Raw genomic sequence first — 20,086 nt, forward strand, 5'->3', positions numbered from 1 at the left:
CTCATGAAACCGCAAGACCCTCCCAAGACTTACCGCGTCAAAAGCTTTGGCTGCCAGATGAACGTCTATGATGGCGAGCGTATGGGCGAATTGCTCGATGCGCGCGGCCTGACGCCTGCGGCTGATGGCGAGGATGCCGATCTGGTGGTGCTCAACACCTGTCACATCCGGGAAAAGGCAGCAGAGAAAATCTATTCCGACATTGGCCGCCTGACCAAAGGCAAGACGCAGGCCAAGGCGCCGATGATCGCGGTAGCAGGCTGCGTCGCGCAGGCCGAGGGTGAGGAGATCATGAAGCGCGCCCCGGCGGTCAGCATGGTGGTCGGCCCGCAGGCCTATCACCGGCTGCCCGAAATGCTCGACCGCGCGGCCAAGGGCGAACGCGCGACCGATACCGATATGCCCGCGATTGCGAAGTTCGACAGCCTGCCGGAACGCAGGTTGCCGTCTGGAGAGGGCGAGGGTGGGGCCGGCGCGCGCAGAAACCGCTTTCCTACAGCCTTCCTGACGGTGCAGGAGGGTTGCGACAAATTCTGCACCTATTGCGTGGTGCCCTATACCAGAGGCGCGGAAATCTCGCGTCCCTTCGCCGATCTGGTGCATGAGGCACGGCGGCTGGTGGAGCGCGGCGCGCGCGAAATCACTTTGTTGGGGCAAAACGTCAACGCATGGGCAGGGGCGGATGCGAAAGGTCACACAATCGGCCTTGATGGATTGATAAGAGGGCTGGCTAAACTACCGGAATTGCTACGTATTCGATACACAACCAGCCATCCCAATGATTTCACCGAAGGGCTGGTTCGGTGTCATGCCGAGGTCGAAAAACTGATGCCCTATCTGCACCTGCCGGTGCAGAGCGGCAGCGACCGGGTGCTGAAAGCGATGAACCGTCAGCATACCACTGCGGGCTATTTGCGGCTGCTCGAACAGATGCGCGCGGCGCGGCCTGACATCGCGCTGTCGGGTGATTTCATCGTCGGATTTCCGGGGGAGACCGAGGCGGAGTTTGAAGCGACGCTGAGCCTGGTCGATGAGGTCGGCTATGCGCAGGCCTACAGTTTTAAATATTCTCCGCGACCTGGCACCCCCGCCGCCGCGATGGATAGGCAAATCGCGCCCGAAGTGATGGATGAACGGCTCCAACGCCTGCAAGCGCGGATCAACCGCGATCAGATTGCCTTCAACGCGGCGAGCGTGGGCAAGGTCTGCGACGTGCTGGTCGAACGCCGGGGCAAGTTCGCGGGCCAATGGCTGGGCAAATCGCCATGGCTGCAAAGCGTGTGGTTCGTCGACGAAGCAGGCGGCGGTCTTGATGGAGGCGGGGTGGCAATCGGCGATATGGTCCGCGCCCGCATGGTCGAAGCGGGCGGCAATTCGGTGCGCGGCGAGTTGATCGGAGCGGGTGAAGCCGTGACAGTGCGATGACTATCCACCGCCGTGGTATAGCGGCCCGCTTGCTTTGACCGGGCGGTCGCTTACCTTTGCGACTCGGAACAAAGGAGAGCGTTCACCAATTTATGGGCCGCAGACCAACCCGCGCCGCCGACCCGGCCATTTCACCCGATCCGACCCCTTTCCGCGAGGCTCGCCGCGCGCAGACGGAGATCTCGTTTGAGAATCAGTCGCTGCTCGGCGCGCTGTTCGGTCAGTTCGATGCCAATCTGGTGCAGGTTGAAAACCGCCTCGGCGTGTTCATCCATGCGCGCGGCGACCGGATCATGATCGAAGGGCCAGAGGACGCCGTAGCCCGCGCCCGCGACACGCTCACCACAATGTATGATCGGCTGGCGATGGGGCAGGATCTGGACGCGGGCGCGATCGAATCGCTGATCGCAATGTCGAACGAACCCACGCTCGAAGGGATCATCAGCGGCGAGCGCGAAGAACCGCCGATCATGATCCGTACACGGCGCAAGACCATCGTGCCGCGCTCTGCCACGCAGATTACCTATATGCGCAGTCTGGTGCGCGACGATATTATTTTTGCGCTCGGACCGGCGGGCACGGGTAAGACCTATATCGCGGTCGCACAGGCAGTAAGTCAGCTGATTTCGGGCAGCGTGCAGCGTCTGATCCTGTCGCGTCCGGCGGTTGAGGCGGGGGAAAAGCTGGGCTTTCTGCCGGGCGATATGAAGGACAAGGTCGATCCCTATCTGCGGCCGCTGTATGATGCGCTCAACGATTGCATGCCGCCCGAACAGGTCGAGCGGCGGATCGCCAGCGGCGAGATCGAGATCGCGCCGATTGCCTTTATGCGCGGACGCACGCTCGCCGATGCTTTCGTGATTCTGGATGAAGCGCAGAACACGACCAAGGAACAGATGAAAATGTTCCTCACCCGCTTTGGCCAGAACAGCCGGATGGTGGTGTGCGGCGACCCGCGCCAGATCGACATTCCCGGCGGAGAGCGGATGAGCGGGCTGGCCGATGCGGTGAGCAAGCTTGAAGGGATCGAAGGTTTCGGCACGATCCGCTTCACCGCCGCCGACGTGGTCCGCCACCCGATCGTGGGGCGGATCGTCGAGGCGTATGAGGGGCCGGACGCGTAATTGGATATAGAGTTGGAAATCGAGGATTGGCCGTCCGGCGCGTGGGAGGCCTTGGCCGCCGCTTGTGCCACGGCTGCGGTTGAGTCCGAACCGGTTCTCGCCAACCCGCGCCTGTCGGTCAGCCTGCTGTTCACATCCGACGCCGAGGTTCACGCGCTTAACCGCGAATGGAGAGACCGCGACAAGCCGACCAATGTGCTGAGCTTTCCGATGCTGGAGCGCGCGGAATTGATGGGGCTGGCTGTGGAAGGTCCGCCGGTGATGCTTGGCGATATCGCGCTCGCGCTCGAAACCTGCGCGCGGGAGGCTGAGGCCAAGTCCATTTCGCTGGAGCACCACGCAGCCCATCTGATTGTCCACGGTCTGCTCCATCTGGCGGGCCACGATCATGTCCATTCGGACGCAGAGGCCGAAGAAATGGAAGGGCTCGAGATCACGGCCCTTGCCAAAATGGGCATCCCGGACCCATATGACGACCGTGAAATAAAGGAGTAATCACGCAGGGCCATGCCCGATCCAAACACCGCCGCGGGAGACGCGGAGAGTAGCAGCAGGCTGTGGTCCAATCTGGGCACGGCTCTCAGGAAAGTTCTGACCGCCAGTGACGGCGATCGCTCGCTTCGCGCACAGCTCGAAGAAGCGATCGACGAACACGAGGATGAGAATGATGGCCATGCCGACCGCGAGGCTGGCAAAGGCAACGGCGACCTGTCGCCCGTCGAACGCCAGATGCTGCGCAACCTGCTGCATTTTTCCGAACACGACGCCGATGATGTCGCAGTACCGCGCGGAGAAATCATTGCGGTCGATGCCAGCGTAAGCTGGGATGAACTCGTCGCTGCATTCAGCGAACATGGCCATTCGCGCATGCCGGTGTATCGCAGCAAGCTCGACGATGTGATCGGCATGATCCATATCAAGGACGTGTTTGCCTATCTCGCCGGGGCGAAGCCGCCGCCGCGTGACTGGACGGTGTTGATGCGTCAACCCTTGTATGTGCCGCAAACGCGCGGGGCCCTGGATGTGCTGGCGGATATGCGCGCACGGCGGGTGCACCTGGCAATTGTGCTCGATGAATTTTCGGGGACCGACGGGCTCATCACGATCGAGGATCTGGTTGAAGAGATCGTCGGAGAGATCGAGGATGAACACGACGAAACGCCCGAAGCCCTGATCGTGCCGGTGGGTGACGGAATGTGGGATTGCGACGCGCGGGCAGAACTTGAAGATGTTGCCGAAATGGTCGATCCGCGTCTTGGCGAAGTGGAAGAAGCGGTTGATACGCTTGGCGGACTTGCTTTCGTCCTGGCCGAGGCGGTGCCGCCAGTGGGCACTGTCTTGGAACATCCCAGCGGCTGGCGGATTGAAGTAACGGGCGGAGACGAAACGCATGTGAAGCGGTTGCGGCTCCATGCGCCCGATAGCGGCGGCGCCAAGGGTGCAATTACTGCGAATGAATTGCAATAATTGCACATTAAGTCGAGTTTTTCACATTTTTCTTCGGTTTTTTGCATCTAATCCATGGCTTCAAGCGTAGTTCCTGAAACACAGGAGCCACAGAAATGCCCGCACGCCGCCTTCCCCCCCTCCGCGCGCTCGAAGCGTTCATGCGCACCGTGCGTCTCGGCTCTGCCCGCGCTGCGGCGGAGGAAATTGGATTGAGCCCTTCGGCATTGTCGCGGCGGATCACCAATCTTGAGGAATTCGTCGGCAAGAAACTGTTCACCCGCGCGCGGCAATCGATGCAGTTAACCGATGAGGGGCAGGCTTTCTATGAAGCCGTCAACCCGCATCTTGAATCGCTCACCCGCGCGGTGGAAAGCCAATCCGAGAATATTTCGCTGTTACGGTTGCGGTTGGGGGTGCTGCCCATGTTTGGCAGCCAGCGTTTGTTCCCGCGGCTGGGCGAGCTGCGCCAGCGGCATCCCTTGCTGCATATCGATATCGACACAGCGCCGCATCTGGAGGACCGGGTTGGCGACACTCTGGACGCGGCGATCATTCTCTCGCGCGGCCCGGCGAGTGGGCTCCACGCGGTGCGATTGGATCACAATCTGGTCCATGCGATCTGTTCGAAGGAGGTGGCCCGAATTGTCGGCGATCGGGTGACCGGGGAAAGCCTCTCCCGGCAAACGTTCCTGGTTCACAATGAACTCCCGGAAAGCTTTGTCGCATGGAAAAAGGCCAATGACCTTGAAGACATGGAGCCGGCGGCAATCGACCATTATGATTCGGGCCAATTGATGCTTGAAGCCGCCGCGCAGGGGCTTGGCATTGCCATCATGCACGACGATCATTTGCGGCGCGCGGCGGATGCGCGCCTGACCAATCTGCCGGGTGTCGAGGTGCAGAGCCCCTATAGCTATTGGTTCGTGTGCAAACCGACCGCGCTGGAATTTCGTCCCGTGCGCCTGTTCCATGATTGGCTGGTGCGGGCAGGGCTCTAGGTGCGACCTAGGGGCAGGACCTTAAAGGCTCGCATCATCGGGGACGATTGCGGCCTGATCGGCGGCATAACGCACCGGGGCAACATCATGCGCAAACTTGCGCAGCGGCTTACCTAACGCGAGGCACAGCGCCTCCTCGATGCGGCGGCGCGCCTCCAAGCTGATGGCTTTGCGCCCACGGAAATCTTCGGGGCTGAAAGGCTCCAGAAAATGCACGCGAAGTTTGAAGGAGCCTTTGCGCGCGAGCACACGTTTCGCGTTGTTGAGCCCGCCTTCCTCGCCGATCCAGCCGATCCACTCTGCCACTGCGCCGTAATCGAGAAGCACGGGCTGCACCAAAACGCCGGGGGGCGGGGGCTCAAGCACCGAAAGCATGCTGGTCTTGAACGACAGCAGCGATTGCCCGTCAGTGGTTGTGCCTTCGGGAAAGACAGTGACCGACCAATTGTCTGCGAGCGCTTCTTTGAGCGCATTGATTTGCTCCGCAACCCCCATTCGGTGTTCGCGTTTGACAAAAACGGTGCGGTTGAGCGAGGCGAGCCAGCCCACCAAGGGGGCCTGCGCCAATTCCGCCTTGGCCACAAATGCCGTGCCGCAAGCGCCCGCGAGCGACAGGATGTCGATCCATGAAACGTGGTTGGCAACATAGAAGACATCGCGCTTCAGATGGGTGCCGATCACCTCAACCCGCGCGCCCGACACCCGCGCAGCGTAGCGCAGGAACAGCATGGGAAACGGAGAGCCATAGGCAAAGATGCGGTAGAAATAATGCAGCGGAACAAAAATTATCATCAGCAGCGCGAGCGCGAGCGCCCTGAGCGCGATGCGGAACCATCCTCGCAGCGAAATCGCGGTGGTTTCGCCGCGCGCCGCGGCAATACGCAATTGCCACGCGCGGCTTTCGCTTGCAGCGTCCATGCCGGTAATCAAAGCCGCGTCAGATTGACCCATTGTCACGCGCCAACGATCATCAATGGTCACGCGACAGACGGACGCCGTAAAGCTCCATCCGGTGATCGACGAGACGATAACCCAGCCGCTCGGCGATTTGTCGCTGCAATGCTTCCACCTCGGGGTCGACAAATTCGACCACATTGCCGGTTTCAACGTCGATCAGATGATCGTGATGCGCCTCTGGCACGGGTTCATAGCGTGAGCGGCCATCGCCAAAATCATGGCGGTCGAGAATGCCCGCCTCCTCGAACAGGCGCACCGTGCGATAGACGGTGGCAATGGAAATCTTCGCGTCGATTTCCGATGCCCTTTGATGGAGCAATTCCACATCAGGATGATCTTCGCTTTCCGAAAGGACTCGGGCGATCACGCGGCGTTGCTCGGTGATCCTGAGGCCCTTTTCAGCGCAAAGCTGTTCGAGATCGATTTTCTGGGTCAAGCGAGCGCTTCCTGTCTGTGCTGCCGGGCGGTGCCGACTGCCGTGCTGAATACATCCCATACCGGGAGACGGCGAATTGCTCAAGTTTGGCAGCGCAAACGCCCCCAACTCTGTCGGGAGTCAGGGGCGCTCGCAGTTTCAGCTCAATTGATCACGCGCATGCAATCGGATGCGGGTGATCGGTCGTGGTTTACTTAGCCTTTGCACGTCCGCGCCCGCGTACTGCGCCGGGCTTGCGGCCAAGGCCGATTTTCTTGGCCAGATCGCGGCGCTTTTCCGCGTAATTGGGCGCGACCATCGGATAATCAGACGGCAAGTTCCAGCGCGCGCGGTATTCTTCGGGGGTCATGTTGAAATTAGTCCGAAGATAGCGCTTGAGCATCTTCAGCTTCTTGCCGTCTTCAAGGCAGACAATATAATCCGGCTTGATCGATGCGCGAATGGAAACGGCGGGTTCGGGGCGCTGTTCTTCGGCAGGGACCACTTCCCCAAGCGCCGCAAGCGCACCATATACTTTGGTAATCAGTCCAGGGACAGCATCGACCGACACATCATTGTTGCTGACATGGGCCGCGACGATATCGCTGGTGAGCGTGATGAGAGTTTCTTTCAACTCAATTTCAAGGTCTTGCATATGCGAAGTGTTCCTCTTGTGTATTTCCGGGTATTCCCGATTTCTTGCGCATGGCGCACAAGAACACGCTTTGCAAGCAGGCGAATTGCCTATTCTCACTAAATTGCGCAGAATTGAGACACGCAGCAAGCGCTGTTCGAAAATTAGATTGATCGACCAAAAGTAATGGCGTCGACCCGGCTGCCGTTGGTGAAACGGTAATAGTTTGGCCGCTGCCCAATGGGTTCAAACCCGACCTTTTGATACAAGTGGATCGCCGGGTTGCCGCGCCGCATTTCCAGATAGATCCGCGTCGTCCCGCGTGCCTTTGCATGGTCGAACAAGTGGCTGAACAGCATGTGCCCCAGACCCAGCCCGCGCCATTCCGGCTTCACCGCAATCAGCAGCAACTCCTCCTCGTCAGCCGCATGGCGTGTCAATACGAAGCCCGCCGGAAGGCGCGGATCGGGCAGCATCGGTTCGCTGCTGATTTCGTCGCCCGCCGCGTCGACCACGATTGCGTGCGTGCTGGGCATGCACAGCGCTTCGCTGATCTGACGCCGGTTCCAAGCTTCGCCGTACATCGGGTCAAAGGAAGCTTCCATGACCTGCATGATTCGCGCGACAAGATAGGGGCAGGGGGTCACCTGCGCTCCGCCATCGCACTGGAAGATGCTGGCGGGACTTGCGGGACTGCATCAGGGCTGCGGACATAGGTGGGCACAAGGTCGGTTGAAAACAGCGCCTCGGGCAGCAAGGGCACTGCGCCTGCGTCGGGCAACAGGTCGAGTGCCAGCCGGTCATCCCCGAACAGCTCGGCAAATTCGCGCGCCCGATTGCCCGCAATCACCGTCTGCGCTCCGGCCGCTAGCGCCGCATCTGGGGTCAATGAGACCGCATCGCTATGGGCAAGACCGCCGATAAAATCCTGCACGAACCATTCGCCGTGCCCGCCATTCATGCACACGGTTACCGGACGCAGCGCGGGCTGCCAGGCTTGCGCCGCGACCAGCGCCAGCGTCGGATAACCAAAGACCTCTGCACTCCATGCATATCCCAGCGCCCGCGCGGCCGCGATCCCGATCCGGACGCCAGTGAAACTGCCCGGACCCAGCGAAACAACTATGCGATCCGCCCGGCCCCTGTCGGGCAGCGATTCAATCATTGGAACCAGCGATTCGGCATGGCCGCGGCCAAGCACATGATGCTCACGCGCCAGCAACTGCGGGCCGTCAAACAGCGCGACAGAGCAGGCTTCGCTCGCAGTCTCTATGGCCAGGATGCGCATATCCAAGCGCGATGCCCCAGCTTCATGCGGTCTGCAAGTCAGACCGCAACAATCAGGCGGCGCGCACTTCGACAACTTCGGGGACGTAATGCTTGAGCAAGCTCTCAATCCCCTGCTTCAACGTCGCGGTGCTCGATGGGCAGCCCGAACATGCGCCTTGCAAGGTAAGATAGACCACGCCGTCGCTGAATCCGCGATAGGCGATATCGCCGCCATCTCCCGCAACCGCCGGTCGCACCCGTGTTTCAAGCAGTTCGTTGATTGAGGCGATGATTGCTGCGTCTTCTTCGCGGTCTTCGACGGCCATCGCGATATCTTCTGCAGGTACCGCAATTCCGTCCGCGCTGCCGCCTGTGAACAGCGGCGCGTCAGAAATGAAATGATCGAGCAGGATCGAAACAACTTGCGGTTTCAGCACGCCCCAATCGGCGCCGGGTGCCGCAGTGACGGTCACAAAGTCCCAGCCATAAAACACGTTCACGACCTCACCTGTGTCGTAAATCGCCTGAGCCAGCGGACTGGACGCAGCAGCTTCGGGCGAGGCGAACTCGCGCGTGCCCGACGGCATGACTGTGCGGCCGGGAAGGAATTTGAGGCTCGCCGGATTGGGCGTGGTTTCGGTTTCGATGAACATGCGCGCTAGATAGGGTGCCGCGATGCTGCGGACAAGCGTTGCCTTGGGCAAGCAAGAGTTTGGACACATTCACTGGTCCTTCATGGCCTGCATCCCTATAGTGCCTGCATGAATGTGTTTATCCGGGCGTCTGCTGCCTTTTTCGTCGTCGCCGCGCCTGCTGCGCTCGTCTTGCCTGCTGTTGCACAAGAGGCCACCACTGCTGCGCCCAGTGTTCCCCAACCGGAGGCGCTCCAATCCGCTGGAGAAACGCCATGGCTCTATGAGGGCAGCAATGTTCCCGTTGATCGGGAATGGCTGTTCGGAGAGATGGACAACGGCCTGCGCTATGCGGTGCGCCGCAACGGGGTGCCGCCCCGCCAGATGTCCATCCGGGTGCGGATCGACGCCGGTTCGATGTATGAACAGGACAGCGAACAGGGCTTTGCCCATTTGCTCGAACATCTGCTGTTTCGTGAAAGCAAATATCTCGGCCAGGCCGAAGCGATCGCCGCCTGGCAACGGCTGGGCGCGACCTTTGGCAGCGATGCCAATGCCGAAACCAGCCCGACGCACACCGCCTACAAACTCGATATTCCTGATATTGACGATGCCAAGCTTGCAGAAAGCTTTCGCCTGCTTTCGGGCATGATCCGTGAACCAGTGCTGAGCGACGAAAATGTCGCTGCCGAACGCCCGATTGTGCTCGCGGAAAAGCGTGAGCGCGGCGGCGCGTCGGAGCGAGTCAGCGATCTGACAAGGCGGACGTTCTTCGCTGGTCAACGACTGGCGACCCGCAATCCGATTGGCACTGTCGAGACACTCGAAGCTGCCAATGGCGACAATGTCAGCGCGTTTTACCGGCGCTGGTATCGCCCTGAAAACACCGTCATCGTGGTCGCTGGCGATGCCGACCCCATGGTGCTGGCCGGGCTGGTCGAACAATGGTTCGGCGATTGGGAAGGGCAGGGCGAGCCCGGGGTTGCGCCCGATTTCGGCGATCCGGTGGTTCCCGCTGGCTCGCTCGTGGCGGCGGGGACAGGCCTGCCGATCGGAGACCTGGGCGTTGCGGTGGAACCCGATCTGCCGCGCAACCTGACCTATGCGGTGATGCGGCCGTGGCGCAAGGTGCAAGACACCATTGTCTATAACGAAGGGCTGCTGCTCGATTCGCTGGCGCAGTCGATCATCAACCGCCGGCTGGAAACGCGCGCGCGCGGCGGCGGGTCTTATCTCTATGCGCAGGTTCAGCAGGACGACATTTCGCGGTCCGCCGATGCGACTTTCGTGACTTTTGCCCCGCTGACCGATGATTGGCAGGCAGCGCTGGCCGATGTACGCGGGGTGATTGCAGATGCGATCGCGAACCCGCCAACGCAGGAGGAAATCGACCGCGAAGCAGCGGAATTTGACGTCGCTTTCGCCAATTCGGTGGAACAAGCCCCGGTGCAGGCCGGACGCGATCTGGCCGACAATCTGGTCAATGCGGTTGATATTCGGGAAACCGTGGCCAGCCCGCAGGTGGTGCTGGATGTGTGGCGCGGGATGACCAATCGCAGGACCCCTGAAGAGGTTCACGCCCGCACCCGCGCCTTGTTCGAAGGCGAAGTGGTGCGTTCTGTCTATGTCACGCCCTCGATTGGCGAAGCGGACGAGGCTGAATTGCGACTGGCACTCGCCAGCGAAGCCTTGGTCGACGACACCGCGCGGCTCGCAGCGGCAAGTATTTCCTTCGATGAACTGCCGCCCGTTGGCGAACCCGGCGCTATCACACAGCAGGGCCCGCTGGGGATCTTGCAGGTTGAACAGGTCGCGTTCGACAATGGCGTGCGCGCGCTGCTGTGGTCGAACGATGCGGAGCCAGGGCGGGTGACGGTGCGTGTGCGGTTCGGCGCAGGCTACCGCGCGTTTGACGAGAGCACGGCGGTCTATGCCCCGATTGGCCAGATGGCGCTGGTCGGGTCGGGTCTGGGCGAATTGGGTCAGAATGAAATCGACCGGCTGGCCACGGGCCGCAAACTCGGTTTCGAATTTGCCATTGATGATGCGGTCTTCACGCTTACCGCGCAGACCCGGTCGAGCGACGTTGCCGACCAATTGTATCTGTTCGCTGCAAAATTGGGGATGCCGCGCTGGGATGCCGACCCGGTGATCCGCGCGCGCGCGGCGGCAGAGCTGGCCTATAACACTTATTCGACGAGCCCCGGCGCGGTGCTCAACCGTGATCTGGAATTCCTCGCCACCGGCCGCGACCCGCGCTTTGCCACGCCGACGCCTGAAATGCTCGAGGAAGTGACGCCAGAGGGTTTCCGCGAAGTTTGGGAACCGCTGCTTGCGCAAGGCCCGGTCGAAGTGCTGGTGTTTGGCGAGTTTGACCGCGATGCAGTGGTCGAGAAATTGCGCGAAACATTCGGCGCGCTCCCCGAACGTTTGCCGATTGCGCCCGCGGTTGCCGCGCGCCTGCCCGGCTTTCCCGCTGCCAGCGAGGCGCCAACGGTGCTGACCCATCGCGGCGACGCCAATCAGGCCGCAGCGGTTATCGCCTGGCCCAGCGGCGGCGGAATGGCGAGCATTCGCGAATCGCGCCAGCTCGAAATCCTGACCCAGATTTTCAACAATCGCCTGCTTGAAGCTCTGCGCGAACGTTTGGGCGCGAGTTATTCGCCGCAGGTCTGGTCCAACTGGCCTGCCGATATTGCCAGCGGCGGGCGGATCACTGCGCTGGCGCAAATGGAGCCGCAATTGGTGCCGATCTTCTTCGCCGAGGCCGACCGGATTTCGCACGATCTTGCCGCCAATCCGCCCACTGCGGACGAAATCACCCGCGTGACCGAGCCTTTGAGCCAGCGTGTCAGGCGGGCCTCAACCGGCAACCAGTTCTGGCTCTACAATCTCGAAGGGGCGAGCTTTGATCCGCAGCGTGTCGATCTGCTGCGGTCGCTGCTCGCAGACTATTCGCAGACCAATCCGCAGATCATGCAGTTCCTCGCGGATCGCTATTTCGTTCAGCGCAACCCGATGAAGCTGGCCGTTATCCCGGAGGGACAGGAGCTTGCCGAAGCGCCGCAGGGGCCGCCCGCAGATACAGTCCCAGTGGTTCGGGCTGCCCCGCAGACAGTTGGGCGATAGGCACGCAATTGCGCGCCGCGGTTGGCGGCTCTGATCGGCTTTGACGATAAGAGCGCACGCGAAATATAATTGTCGCAATCGCACGCGCGGCTTTACAGATAGAACGCGGACGCTTACCCGCGCGCCGCACGAGAATGGAAAAGAGACGAATTGACTGTGGCCCAGAACTGGAAACCCGCTAGCTGGAAAGAGCACGAAGCACGCCATCTGCCGCATTACGAAGATGCCGCTGAACTGGCTGAGGCGGAGACGACGCTTGCCTCATACCCGCCGCTGGTTTTTGCAGGCGAGGCGCGCGCGCTCAAATCAGACCTCGCCGAGGTTGCCAATGGCCGCGCGTTTCTGCTTCAGGGCGGGGATTGCGCCGAAAGTTTTGCCGAATTTCACGCCAACAACATCCGCGACACATTTCGCGTGTTGCTGCAGATGGCGGTGGTGATGACCTTCGCCAGCAAGCGTCCGGTGGTAAAGGTCGGGCGCATGGCAGGCCAGTTTGCCAAGCCGCGCTCCTCCCCCACCGAAACCATCGGTGATGTGACACTGCCCAGCTATCTTGGCGACAACATTAACGGCATTGATTTCGACCCGGTGCAGCGCCGTAACGATCCGGCGCGTATGGTGCGGGCCTATTCGCAGGCCGCATCGACACTCAACCTGCTGCGCGCCTTTGCCGGCGGAGGATATGCCAATCTGCGGCAGGTCCATCAATGGACGCTCGATTTCATGGGCCGCACCCCTTGGACCGAGAAATTCGCGCAGACCGCCGACCGGATCGGCGAATCGCTCGATTTCATGGAAGCTTGCGGGATCGACCCGGCAACCGTGCCGCAATTGCAGGGCACCAGTTTCTACACCAGCCACGAAGGCCTGCTGTTGCCTTATGAGCAGGCGCTGACGCGGCAGGATTCGCTTACCGGTGATTGGTATGCGACCAGCGCGCATATGCTGTGGATTGGTGACCGCACCCGCTTCCCCGGCAGCGCACACGTGGAATTTGCGCGCGGCATCGGCAATCCGATTGGCATGAAGTGCGGCCCCAGCCTCGCGCCCGATGCGCTGCTCGAACTGCTCGACATTCTCAACCCTGCGCGTGAACCGGGGCGGATTACCCTGATCAGCCGCTATGGCCACGACAAGGTCGAGGACGGCCTGCCCAAACTGGTGCGCGCGGTCAAACGCGAGGGGCATCCGGTGGTGTGGAGCTGCGATCCGATGCACGGCAATGTCGTTAAGTCTGATACCGGGTTCAAGACCCGGCCCTTCGACCGCATTCTCTCCGAGGTGAAAGGATTCTTTGCGGTTCACCGCGCCGAGGGCACGCATCCCGGCGGCATCCATATCGAGATGACCGGGCAGGATGTGACCGAATGTGTCGGCGGGGCGGTGGCAATCACCGAGGAGCGTTTGGGCGACCGCTATCACACGCATTGCGATCCGCGACTGAACGCCGAACAATCGCTTGAACTCGCGTTTCTGCTCGCCGAAATGCTCAACAGCGAGATCAATGAGCAGCGCGCAGCCGACGCGGCTTAAGTAATCATCCGGAGGACTTTGTCCTGCCACCAGATACAGACTTGCAGCTATCCCCGCGCCGGAGATGCCGATGCAAGTTCATATCTGGGCCGCCCTGACGGGGACCCAAAGCGCCGATCACCCGGCAGCCCAAGCTGCAGTTGCGGCGCCAGCGGACGCGGCGGGGTGGGCGCTGGGCGCAGCGACGGGCTCCGAAACCTTGCTGATCGCCTGCACCGTGCTTGGTCTGATTGCGCTTGCCGCGGTTAGCAATGTCACGAAGGCCCGCCGCGAGACCCGCAGCGTCGCGCGGCTGGCCCGCACCCGATCACTCAAAATGCGCGAATTGCTGCGTACCCTGCGCGTGGCTGAAAACATCGCCGGGATCGGGGTCTGGCAATACAATCCCGGAACCTGCGATCAGCAATGGTCCGATGGGCTGAAACGTGTTTTCGGAATTGATCCTGCTGAATCCTTCGTCGATGGCGATGCCGAAACGCTGTTGTTTGCCAATGACATCGATCTGATCGGCCGCGTGATGGAACACAAATCTGAGACTGAGCCTTTTACGCTGCGGTTCGACAGGCCGGGGCTGGACGGCATTCCGCGCGCCATTTCGGTTCAGGCCTGCAACCTGTTTGGCAGCGATGGAACGGTGCAGCGGGTGGTGGCCGTGGTCCGCGACGAAACCGAGTGGGTGCAGCGCGAACGGCATCTGGTCATCGCCCGCGCCGAAGCGATCGACGAAGCGCGTCATGCGAAGCAATTGGCGGCGACCGATGCTTTGACGGGTTTGGCCAATCGCCGCAGCGTGCTGCGCGAGCTTGACCGAATGGTACTGAACGCCCGCGCCATGCGATCATCGCTGACCTTGGTGATGTTTGACATCGATCATTTCAAGCGCATCAATGATACTCACGGGCATCTGGTGGGGGACAAGGTTTTGCAGCGCGTGGCCGCGCTGGCCGAAGCGCAGGCCAGCCACGGCGATCTGGTCGGGCGCGTGGGCGGAGAAGAGTTCGTCTGGGTGGTCCCCGGAACTTCAGAACGCATGGCCCGCATCCTGAGCGAAAGATTGCGGCAAGCCATCGCCAGCAGCAGCGCGGCGGGTGATCTTCCGGCGGTGACCATCAGTCTCGGCTATGCCAGCATACAAGGCGAAGACAGCGCGCTCTCCCTTTTGGGGCGCGCCGACGGGGCGCTATCCGAAGCCAAACATTCCGGGCGGAACCGGGTGCGCATGGCGGCGTAAACAGCCCGATTGATCGCGCCAGAATTGACAAAAAACGGCCGGTCGTGGGAGCCAATTTGCTCGCCTGCCTTCCAATTGTCATCCGCTTGCGGCATGACTGGCTCGAATGATTTGACCAATACGGGAGCCGCCCTTTGCCCCAAAGCGAACGGCACCATGATGTTACCGCACCGCCGCGCGAAACTCTGAAAGACCAATATCGGCGCACCCGCGCGTTGATGGAGGCGCTGGCTGCGAACCTGTCGGATGCGGATGCGACGATCCAGTCGATGGAGGATGCCAGCCCGGCCAAATGGCATTTGGCGCATACGACCTGGTTCTGGGAGACATTCCTGCTGCGCGAACATGCGGCGGATTACCGATTGCACAATGCCGACTGGCCGTTCCTGTTCAATTCCTATTACGAAGCCGAAGGCGCGCGGATCGGGCGGTTTGCGCGCGGAATGCTGTCGCGTCCGGCGCTGGATGAGGTGATCGAATGGCGCGCCAACGTCGATACGGCGATGGCCGCGTTGCTGGACGATCCGGCGCTGGCGGACCTGATCGCGCTGGGTGTTGCGCATGAACAGCAACATATCGAATTGCTGCTCACCGATATCAAGCATGCGCTGTTTCAGAGCCCGCTGGGACCGTCGATGTGGCCGAATGTGCCATCCGTGACTGCGCCGATTGCCGAACTGGGCTGGTATTCGCATCCGGGCGGCATTGCGATGATCGGACATGCGGCAGGCGGCGAGCAAGTCGGCTTTGCGTTCGACAACGAAGCCCCTCGCCACCGGGTCTTATTGGAACCCTTTGCCCTTGCAGACCGGCTGATAACCAATCGGGAATGGTCGGACTTCATCGCCGATGGTGGCTATGCCACTGCGTCATTGTGGCTGTCGGACGGGCTGAGCTGGGTGCGCGAGAACAAAGTGACCGCTCCGCTCTATTGGCGCGGCGACGACCACTTTACGCATGGCGGCTGGCAGGAACGTCACCCGGACGCCCCGGTAATGCATATATCATATTATGAAGCGGATGCGTTTGCCACATGGGTCGGGGCACGATTGCCAACTGAGTTCGAATGGGAAGCGACCGCGCGCGGAACGGCGGGCGCTGCGCCGGCTCATGATCCGGCACTTGGCAATCAACTTGATAGTGCCGCTGCTGCGCCTTTGCCCATTGGCGGGTGCAGCGGCCTGTTTGGCGATGTGTGGCAATTCACCCGGTCGGCCTATTTGCCCTATCCTCGGTTCCGGGCGGCACCGGGTGCGGTGGGTGAATACAATGGCAAGTTCATGAGCGGGCAGTTCGTGCTGAAAGGCGCGAGCTGCGCCACGGTGCGCGGCCATTCGCGCGCCTCCTATCGCAATTTTTTCTATCCGCATCAGCGCTGGCAATTCACCGGCTTGCGGCTTGCAAAGGACATTTGAAATGCCCCCCAAAAGAGGCCTGAAGCTGGTCGACAAGGACGCCAGCGGGGTTGACACCGCCTTTCGCTCCGATGTGGTGAATGGGCTGTCTCAGCCGCAAAAGGCGATCCCCGCACGCTGGCTGTATGACGATGCCGGTTCGCAATTGTTCGAAGATATTACCCAGCTGCCTGAATATTACCCGACCCGTTCAGAGACCGAAATCCTGCGCGACAACAGCGCCAGCTTTGCTGAGCTGATCGGACCGGGGCGGGCGGTGATCGAATTTGGGTCCGGTTCCTCGGTAAAGACCCCGCTGCTATTGTCTGCGATTGCGCCATCGGCCTATGTGCCGCTCGATATTGCAGGGGATTTTCTGCGCGCGGCTGCGACCGATCTGGCGCAGAAATTCCCGGGCCTGCCAGTCTATCCGGTGGAGGCTGATTTCATGCGCCGGGTCGAACTGCCCGCTGAAATTGCGCAGATGCCGAAACTCGGGTTTTTTCCTGGCTCCACCATCGGCAACATGGTCGCGCGCACGGCGGTCGATTTGCTGCGCACAATGCGCGAGACCATGGGCGTGGGCGCGCAACTGCTGATCGGCATGGATTTGATCAAGGACAGGGACGTTCTGATCGCCGCCTATGACGATGCTGCCGGGGTCACGGCGGAGTTCAATTACAACCTGCTTCGCCGGGTCAACCGTGAGCTGGACGGGGATATTCCGCTTGGCAAATTTCAGCATCAGGCGCGCTGGAACGATGATTGCGCGCGCGTAGAGATGCATCTGGTCGCGGGCGCTGACATGACCTTTATCGTCGATGGCCGCCAGTTCGAAATGATCGCGGGTGAGACGATCCACACCGAAAACAGTCACAAATTCAACCGCCGCACCTCCAACATGCTGTTGTTCGCGGGCGGGTGGGAACCGCAGGCCCGGTGGCTGGACAGCGCGGGACGGTTTTCGCTCATTCTGGCCGAAGCCCGGCCCAATCGCTCCGCACCCTGAAACATCCCGGCGGCTGGTGCGTTGGGCGCAGCATGGACAGGCAGCAAATCGACACTCTCATCATTGGCGCGGGCATGGCTGGGCTGGCATGCGCAACCCGGATTTCGCGCGAAGGCGATGAGGTTTGCGTCATCGACAAGGGACGCGGGCCCGGTGGTCGCATGGCCGCGCGCCGCGCCGAAATCGCGGGCGAAACGGTATCCTTCGATCACGGTGCGCAATACTTCACCGCGCGCGATCCGCGCTTCAGGGCGGTGGTGGAGGAGTGGGAAGCGCAAGGCGCGGCCGCCCGCTGGCTGGCTGCAGGTGAAGACGCATGGGTCGGCGCCCCCGGCATGAACGGCCCAATCCGGGCGATGGCAGAGGGACTTGACGTGCGCTGGAACACGCGCGCTCACAAAATTTCCTACACGGATTGCAGATGGCACGTTGATGCAGGCGATGAGCGGTTTTCCGCCACGGCGCTGCTTATTGCGGTTCCTGCCGAGCAGGCGTTCGATCTGCTCGATGGTTTGGCCCCGGTGTGGGCGCGAGAGGTCGCGGGTGCCACGTCCGAGCCGTGCTGGGCCGTTATGGCCGGATTCGCGCAGAAGCTGGATATAGAGGCGGATGCCCTCCGCGATCCGCAGTCGCCCGTTGCGTGGGCGGCGCGCAATTCGGCCAAGCCGGGGCGCAGCGGAACCGAATGCTGGGTGCTGCACGCATCGCCGCAGCGCAGCCGGGAAATCATCGATCTGCCTGCCGAAGTGGTCGGGCCGTTGCTGCTCGATGATTTCTTCCGCCAGACCGGCGCCGTTCCCGTCGCGCCCGTTCACCTTGCCGCGCACCGCTGGCTTTACGCCATGCCGCGCGCAATTTCGGGCGAGCCTGCGCGCTATGAGCAAGAAACCGCTCTCGGTCTGGCTGGCGATTACCTCCATTTCCCGCGTGTCGAAGGGGCGTGGATTTCGGGCAATGCACTCGCTGAGATGGTGCTTTCCACCTCCGGCTAGTCCCCATAAGCGTTAGTGGACGCCGCCGCGCTCTGCCGCCAATCTCTCTCGCAAAGACATTTGGGAGAGAGCAGATGCACGACCTTTTCGATCTATCGGGGCAGACCGCCGTCATCACCGGTGCAGGGCGCGGGATTGGCGAGGGGATCGCCCACCTTCTCGCCGAAGCGGGTGCGAATGTGGTGTGTGCCGCGCGGTCTGACGATCAGATCACCCGCGTTGCCGATGCAATCAACGCCAGCAATTCCGCCGGGCGGGCGGTGGCGCAGGCGACCGATGTTTCAAAGGCAGAGGATATGGACGCGCTGGCGCAGCGCGCCGTTGATGAATTCGGGCGGCTCGACATCTGGGTCAACAATGCAGGCGGTTCGCTGGTCTCCGCTCCCTTGACCGAGCTCGACCCGGCTGAGTGGGACAAGACCTTGGCGGTCAATCTGTCGAGCGTATTTTACGGCGCGCGCGCGGCGGCGCGGCACATGAAGAATGGCGGCAGCATCGTGAACACTTCAAGCATGGCCGGGCGCGATCCGTTCCCCGGCAGCGGCCATTATTGCGCGGCGAAGGCTGGGGTGAACATGCTGACCAAAACACTCGCGCTGGAACTGGGCGCGCAGAAAATTCGGGTCAATGCGATCCTGCCGGGATTTGTCCCGACCGACACGGTGAAACAGGCGCTGAATATGAAGGATGAGGATTTCGGCCCGCTGCTCGAACAGCTGAACCTGCCCGCCGGCAGGCTGGGCACGCCAAGGGATATTGCCGCCTGCGTGCTCTATCTGGTGGGCAATTCCGGAGAGTGGGTGACCGGGCAAAATCTGTGCATTGCCGGAACGGTCTGATATGCGCGCTGGGTGACTGACCAAAGGCCTGCCTACGAAACCCTGCACGAAGCCGCCTGCGCGCGCGGAGAGCGTTCTTACATCGATCCCGCCACGCAATATCTGGTGTTCACCCGGCTCGCGCATCTCGACCGGGGGAAGTGCTGCGGATCGGCTTGTCGACACTGCCCTTTCGATCACGAAAACGTGAAGCGCCTGTGATTGAAACGGGCGGTTCGTGCTGCTCGGTCCGGAGGGCCGCAAGCGCGACTGCGCGCCCAGACCAGCCCCGCAGTGGAGCGAAGCGAAACGGAGGGATAGCAGGGAGGACGAACCGGCGCATGCCGGTTCGAGAGACAAAAGTGGCTGGCCTCTCGTGATGAAACCGCGAACTGGTTCTTGAGGCGTCCGCGACCTGACCATTCGATTGATAAGGTATTGAATGCAAAGGCGGAGCTTAGAAAGGCCCGAACCATCGCTGAGATTGCAAAGGACTTGGGCTACGCAACACCTACCGGATTTTCGCAGGCCTTTAAGAAGAAGTTCGGTTTGACCCCAAAGCAATGGCGTGTGCAAGAAGGCCTTGCTGGCAAGGCCGGTCACAATTTGCAAAAAGCAAAAGACTTGCTGCTCTCGACCGATCTCAAGGTTGGAGAAATTTCGATAGCATCTGGTTTTGTAAGCCGAATGGCGATGAAGTCCGCCTTTCTTCGCCATACTGGTCTCCCTCCTAGCAAATGGCGGGCAGCCATGAGGGAGGGGCGGGCATGAGTGAATGTCTCATTCATCTGATGGGCAGCGGCCACCCTCTGCATGTCACGCTTGATCGAGGTGTCTTGGATGGATTGCTTATTGGCAAGCTGAGAGACCACTGGATCGCGTGCATCCTCGCAGAACCCGACGCAGACGGAGTCTGCAAGAGGGCACTGATCGCGACGAGTAGGATTCAGTTTATCATCGAGTGTTGAAGCCCGCGATCGGATCGCTACCTGAACGTGTTTGAACCGCCCCGGGATTGCCGGAGGCCATTTGGTTTAAGTTATGCTGCCATGGCGGTATCGTCCAGCATGGCGTAGT

20 protein-coding genes are annotated in these 20,086 nt (G+C 61.3%); 14 read left to right on the top strand and 6 right to left on the bottom strand.

Annotated elements, in window-relative coordinates:
- Window positions 1–3 precede the first annotated feature (3 nt).
- From miaB to ACM64M_RS11915, 5 genes are all read left to right on the top strand, one after another.
- Window positions 4–1,425, top strand: coding sequence for a tRNA (N6-isopentenyl adenosine(37)-C2)-methylthiotransferase MiaB (gene miaB / locus ACM64M_RS11895; protein ID WP_416228914.1), 1,422 nt, complete (start codon window positions 4–6; stop codon window positions 1,423–1,425).
- Between the two features lie 92 nt (window positions 1,426–1,517).
- Complete coding sequence (locus ACM64M_RS11900; RefSeq protein WP_416228915.1) at window positions 1,518–2,549, top strand: PhoH family protein; 1,032 nt, start codon at window positions 1,518–1,520, stop codon at window positions 2,547–2,549.
- The gene (ybeY, locus tag ACM64M_RS11905) at window positions 2,550–3,044 is read left to right on the top strand and encodes an rRNA maturation RNase YbeY (RefSeq protein WP_416228916.1); all 495 of its coding nucleotides are present in this window, start codon (window positions 2,550–2,552) and stop codon (window positions 3,042–3,044) included.
- Window positions 3,045–3,056: 12 nt separating this feature from the next.
- The gene (locus tag ACM64M_RS11910; protein ID WP_416228917.1) at window positions 3,057–4,016 is read left to right on the top strand and encodes a hemolysin family protein; all 960 of its coding nucleotides are present in this window, start codon (window positions 3,057–3,059) and stop codon (window positions 4,014–4,016) included.
- Between the two features lie 95 nt (window positions 4,017–4,111).
- A complete protein-coding gene (locus tag ACM64M_RS11915) occupies window positions 4,112–4,996 on the top strand; it encodes a LysR substrate-binding domain-containing protein (protein WP_416228918.1) in 885 nt (294 codons plus the stop codon).
- 21 nt (window positions 4,997–5,017) lie between these two features.
- On the opposite strand, the gene ACM64M_RS11920 is transcribed toward ACM64M_RS11915, so the two are convergent.
- From ACM64M_RS11920 to ACM64M_RS11945, 6 genes are all read right to left on the bottom strand, one after another.
- On the bottom strand, window positions 5,018–5,947 hold the full coding sequence (locus tag ACM64M_RS11920; protein WP_416228919.1) for a lysophospholipid acyltransferase family protein: 930 nt from the start codon (window positions 5,945–5,947) through the stop codon (window positions 5,018–5,020).
- Window positions 5,948–5,966: 19 nt separating this feature from the next.
- The gene (locus tag ACM64M_RS11925) at window positions 5,967–6,389 is read right to left on the bottom strand and encodes a Fur family transcriptional regulator (RefSeq protein ID WP_416228920.1); all 423 of its coding nucleotides are present in this window, start codon (window positions 6,387–6,389) and stop codon (window positions 5,967–5,969) included.
- A 190-nt stretch (window positions 6,390–6,579) separates the two neighbouring features.
- Window positions 6,580–7,023: a MucR family transcriptional regulator gene (locus tag ACM64M_RS11930; protein ID WP_416228921.1), complete on the bottom strand. Its 444-nt coding sequence runs from the start codon at window positions 7,021–7,023 to the stop codon at window positions 6,580–6,582.
- 143 nt (window positions 7,024–7,166) lie between these two features.
- Window positions 7,167–7,607 carry a GNAT family N-acetyltransferase gene (locus ACM64M_RS11935; protein WP_416228922.1) on the bottom strand — a complete coding sequence of 147 codons (441 nt, stop codon included), beginning with the start codon at window positions 7,605–7,607 and terminating at the stop codon, window positions 7,167–7,169.
- Between the two features lie 38 nt (window positions 7,608–7,645).
- Window positions 7,646–8,290: a tRNA (adenosine(37)-N6)-threonylcarbamoyltransferase complex dimerization subunit type 1 TsaB gene (gene tsaB, locus ACM64M_RS11940; protein ID WP_416228923.1), complete on the bottom strand. Its 645-nt coding sequence runs from the start codon at window positions 8,288–8,290 to the stop codon at window positions 7,646–7,648.
- Window positions 8,291–8,342: 52 nt separating this feature from the next.
- Window positions 8,343–8,924, bottom strand: a complete 582-nt coding sequence (locus ACM64M_RS11945; RefSeq protein ID WP_416228924.1) for a NifU family protein — start codon at window positions 8,922–8,924, stop codon at window positions 8,343–8,345.
- A 108-nt stretch (window positions 8,925–9,032) separates the two neighbouring features.
- Here ACM64M_RS11945 and ACM64M_RS11950 point away from each other — a divergent pair, with 108 nt between their 5' ends.
- The 9 genes from ACM64M_RS11950 to ACM64M_RS11990 all read left to right on the top strand — a co-directional run bounded on the left by ACM64M_RS11950 (window position 9,033) and on the right by ACM64M_RS11990 (window position 19,780).
- Complete coding sequence (locus tag ACM64M_RS11950) at window positions 9,033–12,032, top strand: M16 family metallopeptidase (protein ID WP_416228925.1); 3,000 nt, start codon at window positions 9,033–9,035, stop codon at window positions 12,030–12,032.
- 156 nt (window positions 12,033–12,188) lie between these two features.
- The gene (locus ACM64M_RS11955; RefSeq protein WP_416228934.1) at window positions 12,189–13,565 is read left to right on the top strand and encodes a class II 3-deoxy-7-phosphoheptulonate synthase; all 1,377 of its coding nucleotides are present in this window, start codon (window positions 12,189–12,191) and stop codon (window positions 13,563–13,565) included.
- A gap of 70 nt (window positions 13,566–13,635) precedes the next feature.
- Window positions 13,636–14,796 carry a diguanylate cyclase gene (locus ACM64M_RS11960; RefSeq protein ID WP_416228926.1) on the top strand — a complete coding sequence of 387 codons (1,161 nt, stop codon included), beginning with the start codon at window positions 13,636–13,638 and terminating at the stop codon, window positions 14,794–14,796.
- Window positions 14,797–14,930: 134 nt separating this feature from the next.
- A complete protein-coding gene (gene egtB / locus ACM64M_RS11965) occupies window positions 14,931–16,211 on the top strand; it encodes an ergothioneine biosynthesis protein EgtB (RefSeq protein WP_416228927.1) in 1,281 nt (426 codons plus the stop codon).
- A 1-nt stretch (window position 16,212) separates the two neighbouring features.
- Window positions 16,213–17,199 (top strand): L-histidine N(alpha)-methyltransferase, encoded by a 987-nt coding sequence (gene egtD, locus ACM64M_RS11970; protein ID WP_416228928.1) that lies wholly within the window; start codon window positions 16,213–16,215, stop codon window positions 17,197–17,199.
- Window positions 17,200–17,231: 32 nt separating this feature from the next.
- Window positions 17,232–18,191 carry an NAD(P)/FAD-dependent oxidoreductase gene (locus tag ACM64M_RS11975; protein ID WP_416228929.1) on the top strand — a complete coding sequence of 320 codons (960 nt, stop codon included), beginning with the start codon at window positions 17,232–17,234 and terminating at the stop codon, window positions 18,189–18,191.
- Between the two features lie 74 nt (window positions 18,192–18,265).
- Window positions 18,266–19,030: an SDR family NAD(P)-dependent oxidoreductase gene (locus ACM64M_RS11980; protein WP_416228930.1), complete on the top strand. Its 765-nt coding sequence runs from the start codon at window positions 18,266–18,268 to the stop codon at window positions 19,028–19,030.
- A gap of 12 nt (window positions 19,031–19,042) precedes the next feature.
- Entirely contained in the window at window positions 19,043–19,231 is a 189-nt protein-coding gene (locus ACM64M_RS11985) for a DUF5522 domain-containing protein (protein ID WP_416228931.1), read from the top strand.
- A gap of 216 nt (window positions 19,232–19,447) precedes the next feature.
- On the top strand, window positions 19,448–19,780 hold the full coding sequence (locus ACM64M_RS11990) for a helix-turn-helix domain-containing protein (RefSeq protein ID WP_416228932.1): 333 nt from the start codon (window positions 19,448–19,450) through the stop codon (window positions 19,778–19,780).
- The last annotated feature ends 306 nt before the right edge of the window (window positions 19,781–20,086 follow it).

Source organism: Qipengyuania sp. ASV99, assembly GCF_047872805.1.
Classification (GTDB): domain Bacteria; phylum Pseudomonadota; class Alphaproteobacteria; order Sphingomonadales; family Sphingomonadaceae; genus Erythrobacter.

Excerpts from the sequence above, each read along its gene's own strand:
- miaB (WP_416228914.1), top strand. The coding sequence starts at position 4 with ATGAAACCGCAAGACCCTCCCAAGACTTACCGCGTCAAAAGCTTTGGC.
- ACM64M_RS11900 (WP_416228915.1), top strand. The coding sequence starts at position 1,518 with ATGGGCCGCAGACCAACCCGCGCCGCCGACCCGGCCATTTCACCCGAT.
- ACM64M_RS11910 (WP_416228917.1), top strand. The coding sequence starts at position 3,057 with ATGCCCGATCCAAACACCGCCGCGGGAGACGCGGAGAGTAGCAGCAGG.
- ACM64M_RS11915 (WP_416228918.1), top strand. The coding sequence starts at position 4,112 with ATGCCCGCACGCCGCCTTCCCCCCCTCCGCGCGCTCGAAGCGTTCATG.
- ACM64M_RS11920 (WP_416228919.1), bottom strand. The coding sequence starts at position 5,947 with ATGGGTCAATCTGACGCGGCTTTGATTACCGGCATGGACGCTGCAAGC.
- ACM64M_RS11930 (WP_416228921.1), bottom strand. The coding sequence starts at position 7,023 with ATGCAAGACCTTGAAATTGAGTTGAAAGAAACTCTCATCACGCTCACC.
- ACM64M_RS11935 (WP_416228922.1), bottom strand. The coding sequence starts at position 7,607 with ATGGAAGCTTCCTTTGACCCGATGTACGGCGAAGCTTGGAACCGGCGT.
- tsaB (WP_416228923.1), bottom strand. The coding sequence starts at position 8,290 with ATGCGCATCCTGGCCATAGAGACTGCGAGCGAAGCCTGCTCTGTCGCG.
- ACM64M_RS11945 (WP_416228924.1), bottom strand. The coding sequence starts at position 8,924 with ATGTTCATCGAAACCGAAACCACGCCCAATCCGGCGAGCCTCAAATTC.
- ACM64M_RS11950 (WP_416228925.1), top strand. The coding sequence starts at position 9,033 with ATGAATGTGTTTATCCGGGCGTCTGCTGCCTTTTTCGTCGTCGCCGCG.
- ACM64M_RS11960 (WP_416228926.1), top strand. The coding sequence starts at position 13,636 with ATGCAAGTTCATATCTGGGCCGCCCTGACGGGGACCCAAAGCGCCGAT.
- egtD (WP_416228928.1), top strand. The coding sequence starts at position 16,213 with ATGCCCCCCAAAAGAGGCCTGAAGCTGGTCGACAAGGACGCCAGCGGG.
- ACM64M_RS11975 (WP_416228929.1), top strand. The coding sequence starts at position 17,232 with ATGGACAGGCAGCAAATCGACACTCTCATCATTGGCGCGGGCATGGCT.
- ACM64M_RS11980 (WP_416228930.1), top strand. The coding sequence starts at position 18,266 with ATGCACGACCTTTTCGATCTATCGGGGCAGACCGCCGTCATCACCGGT.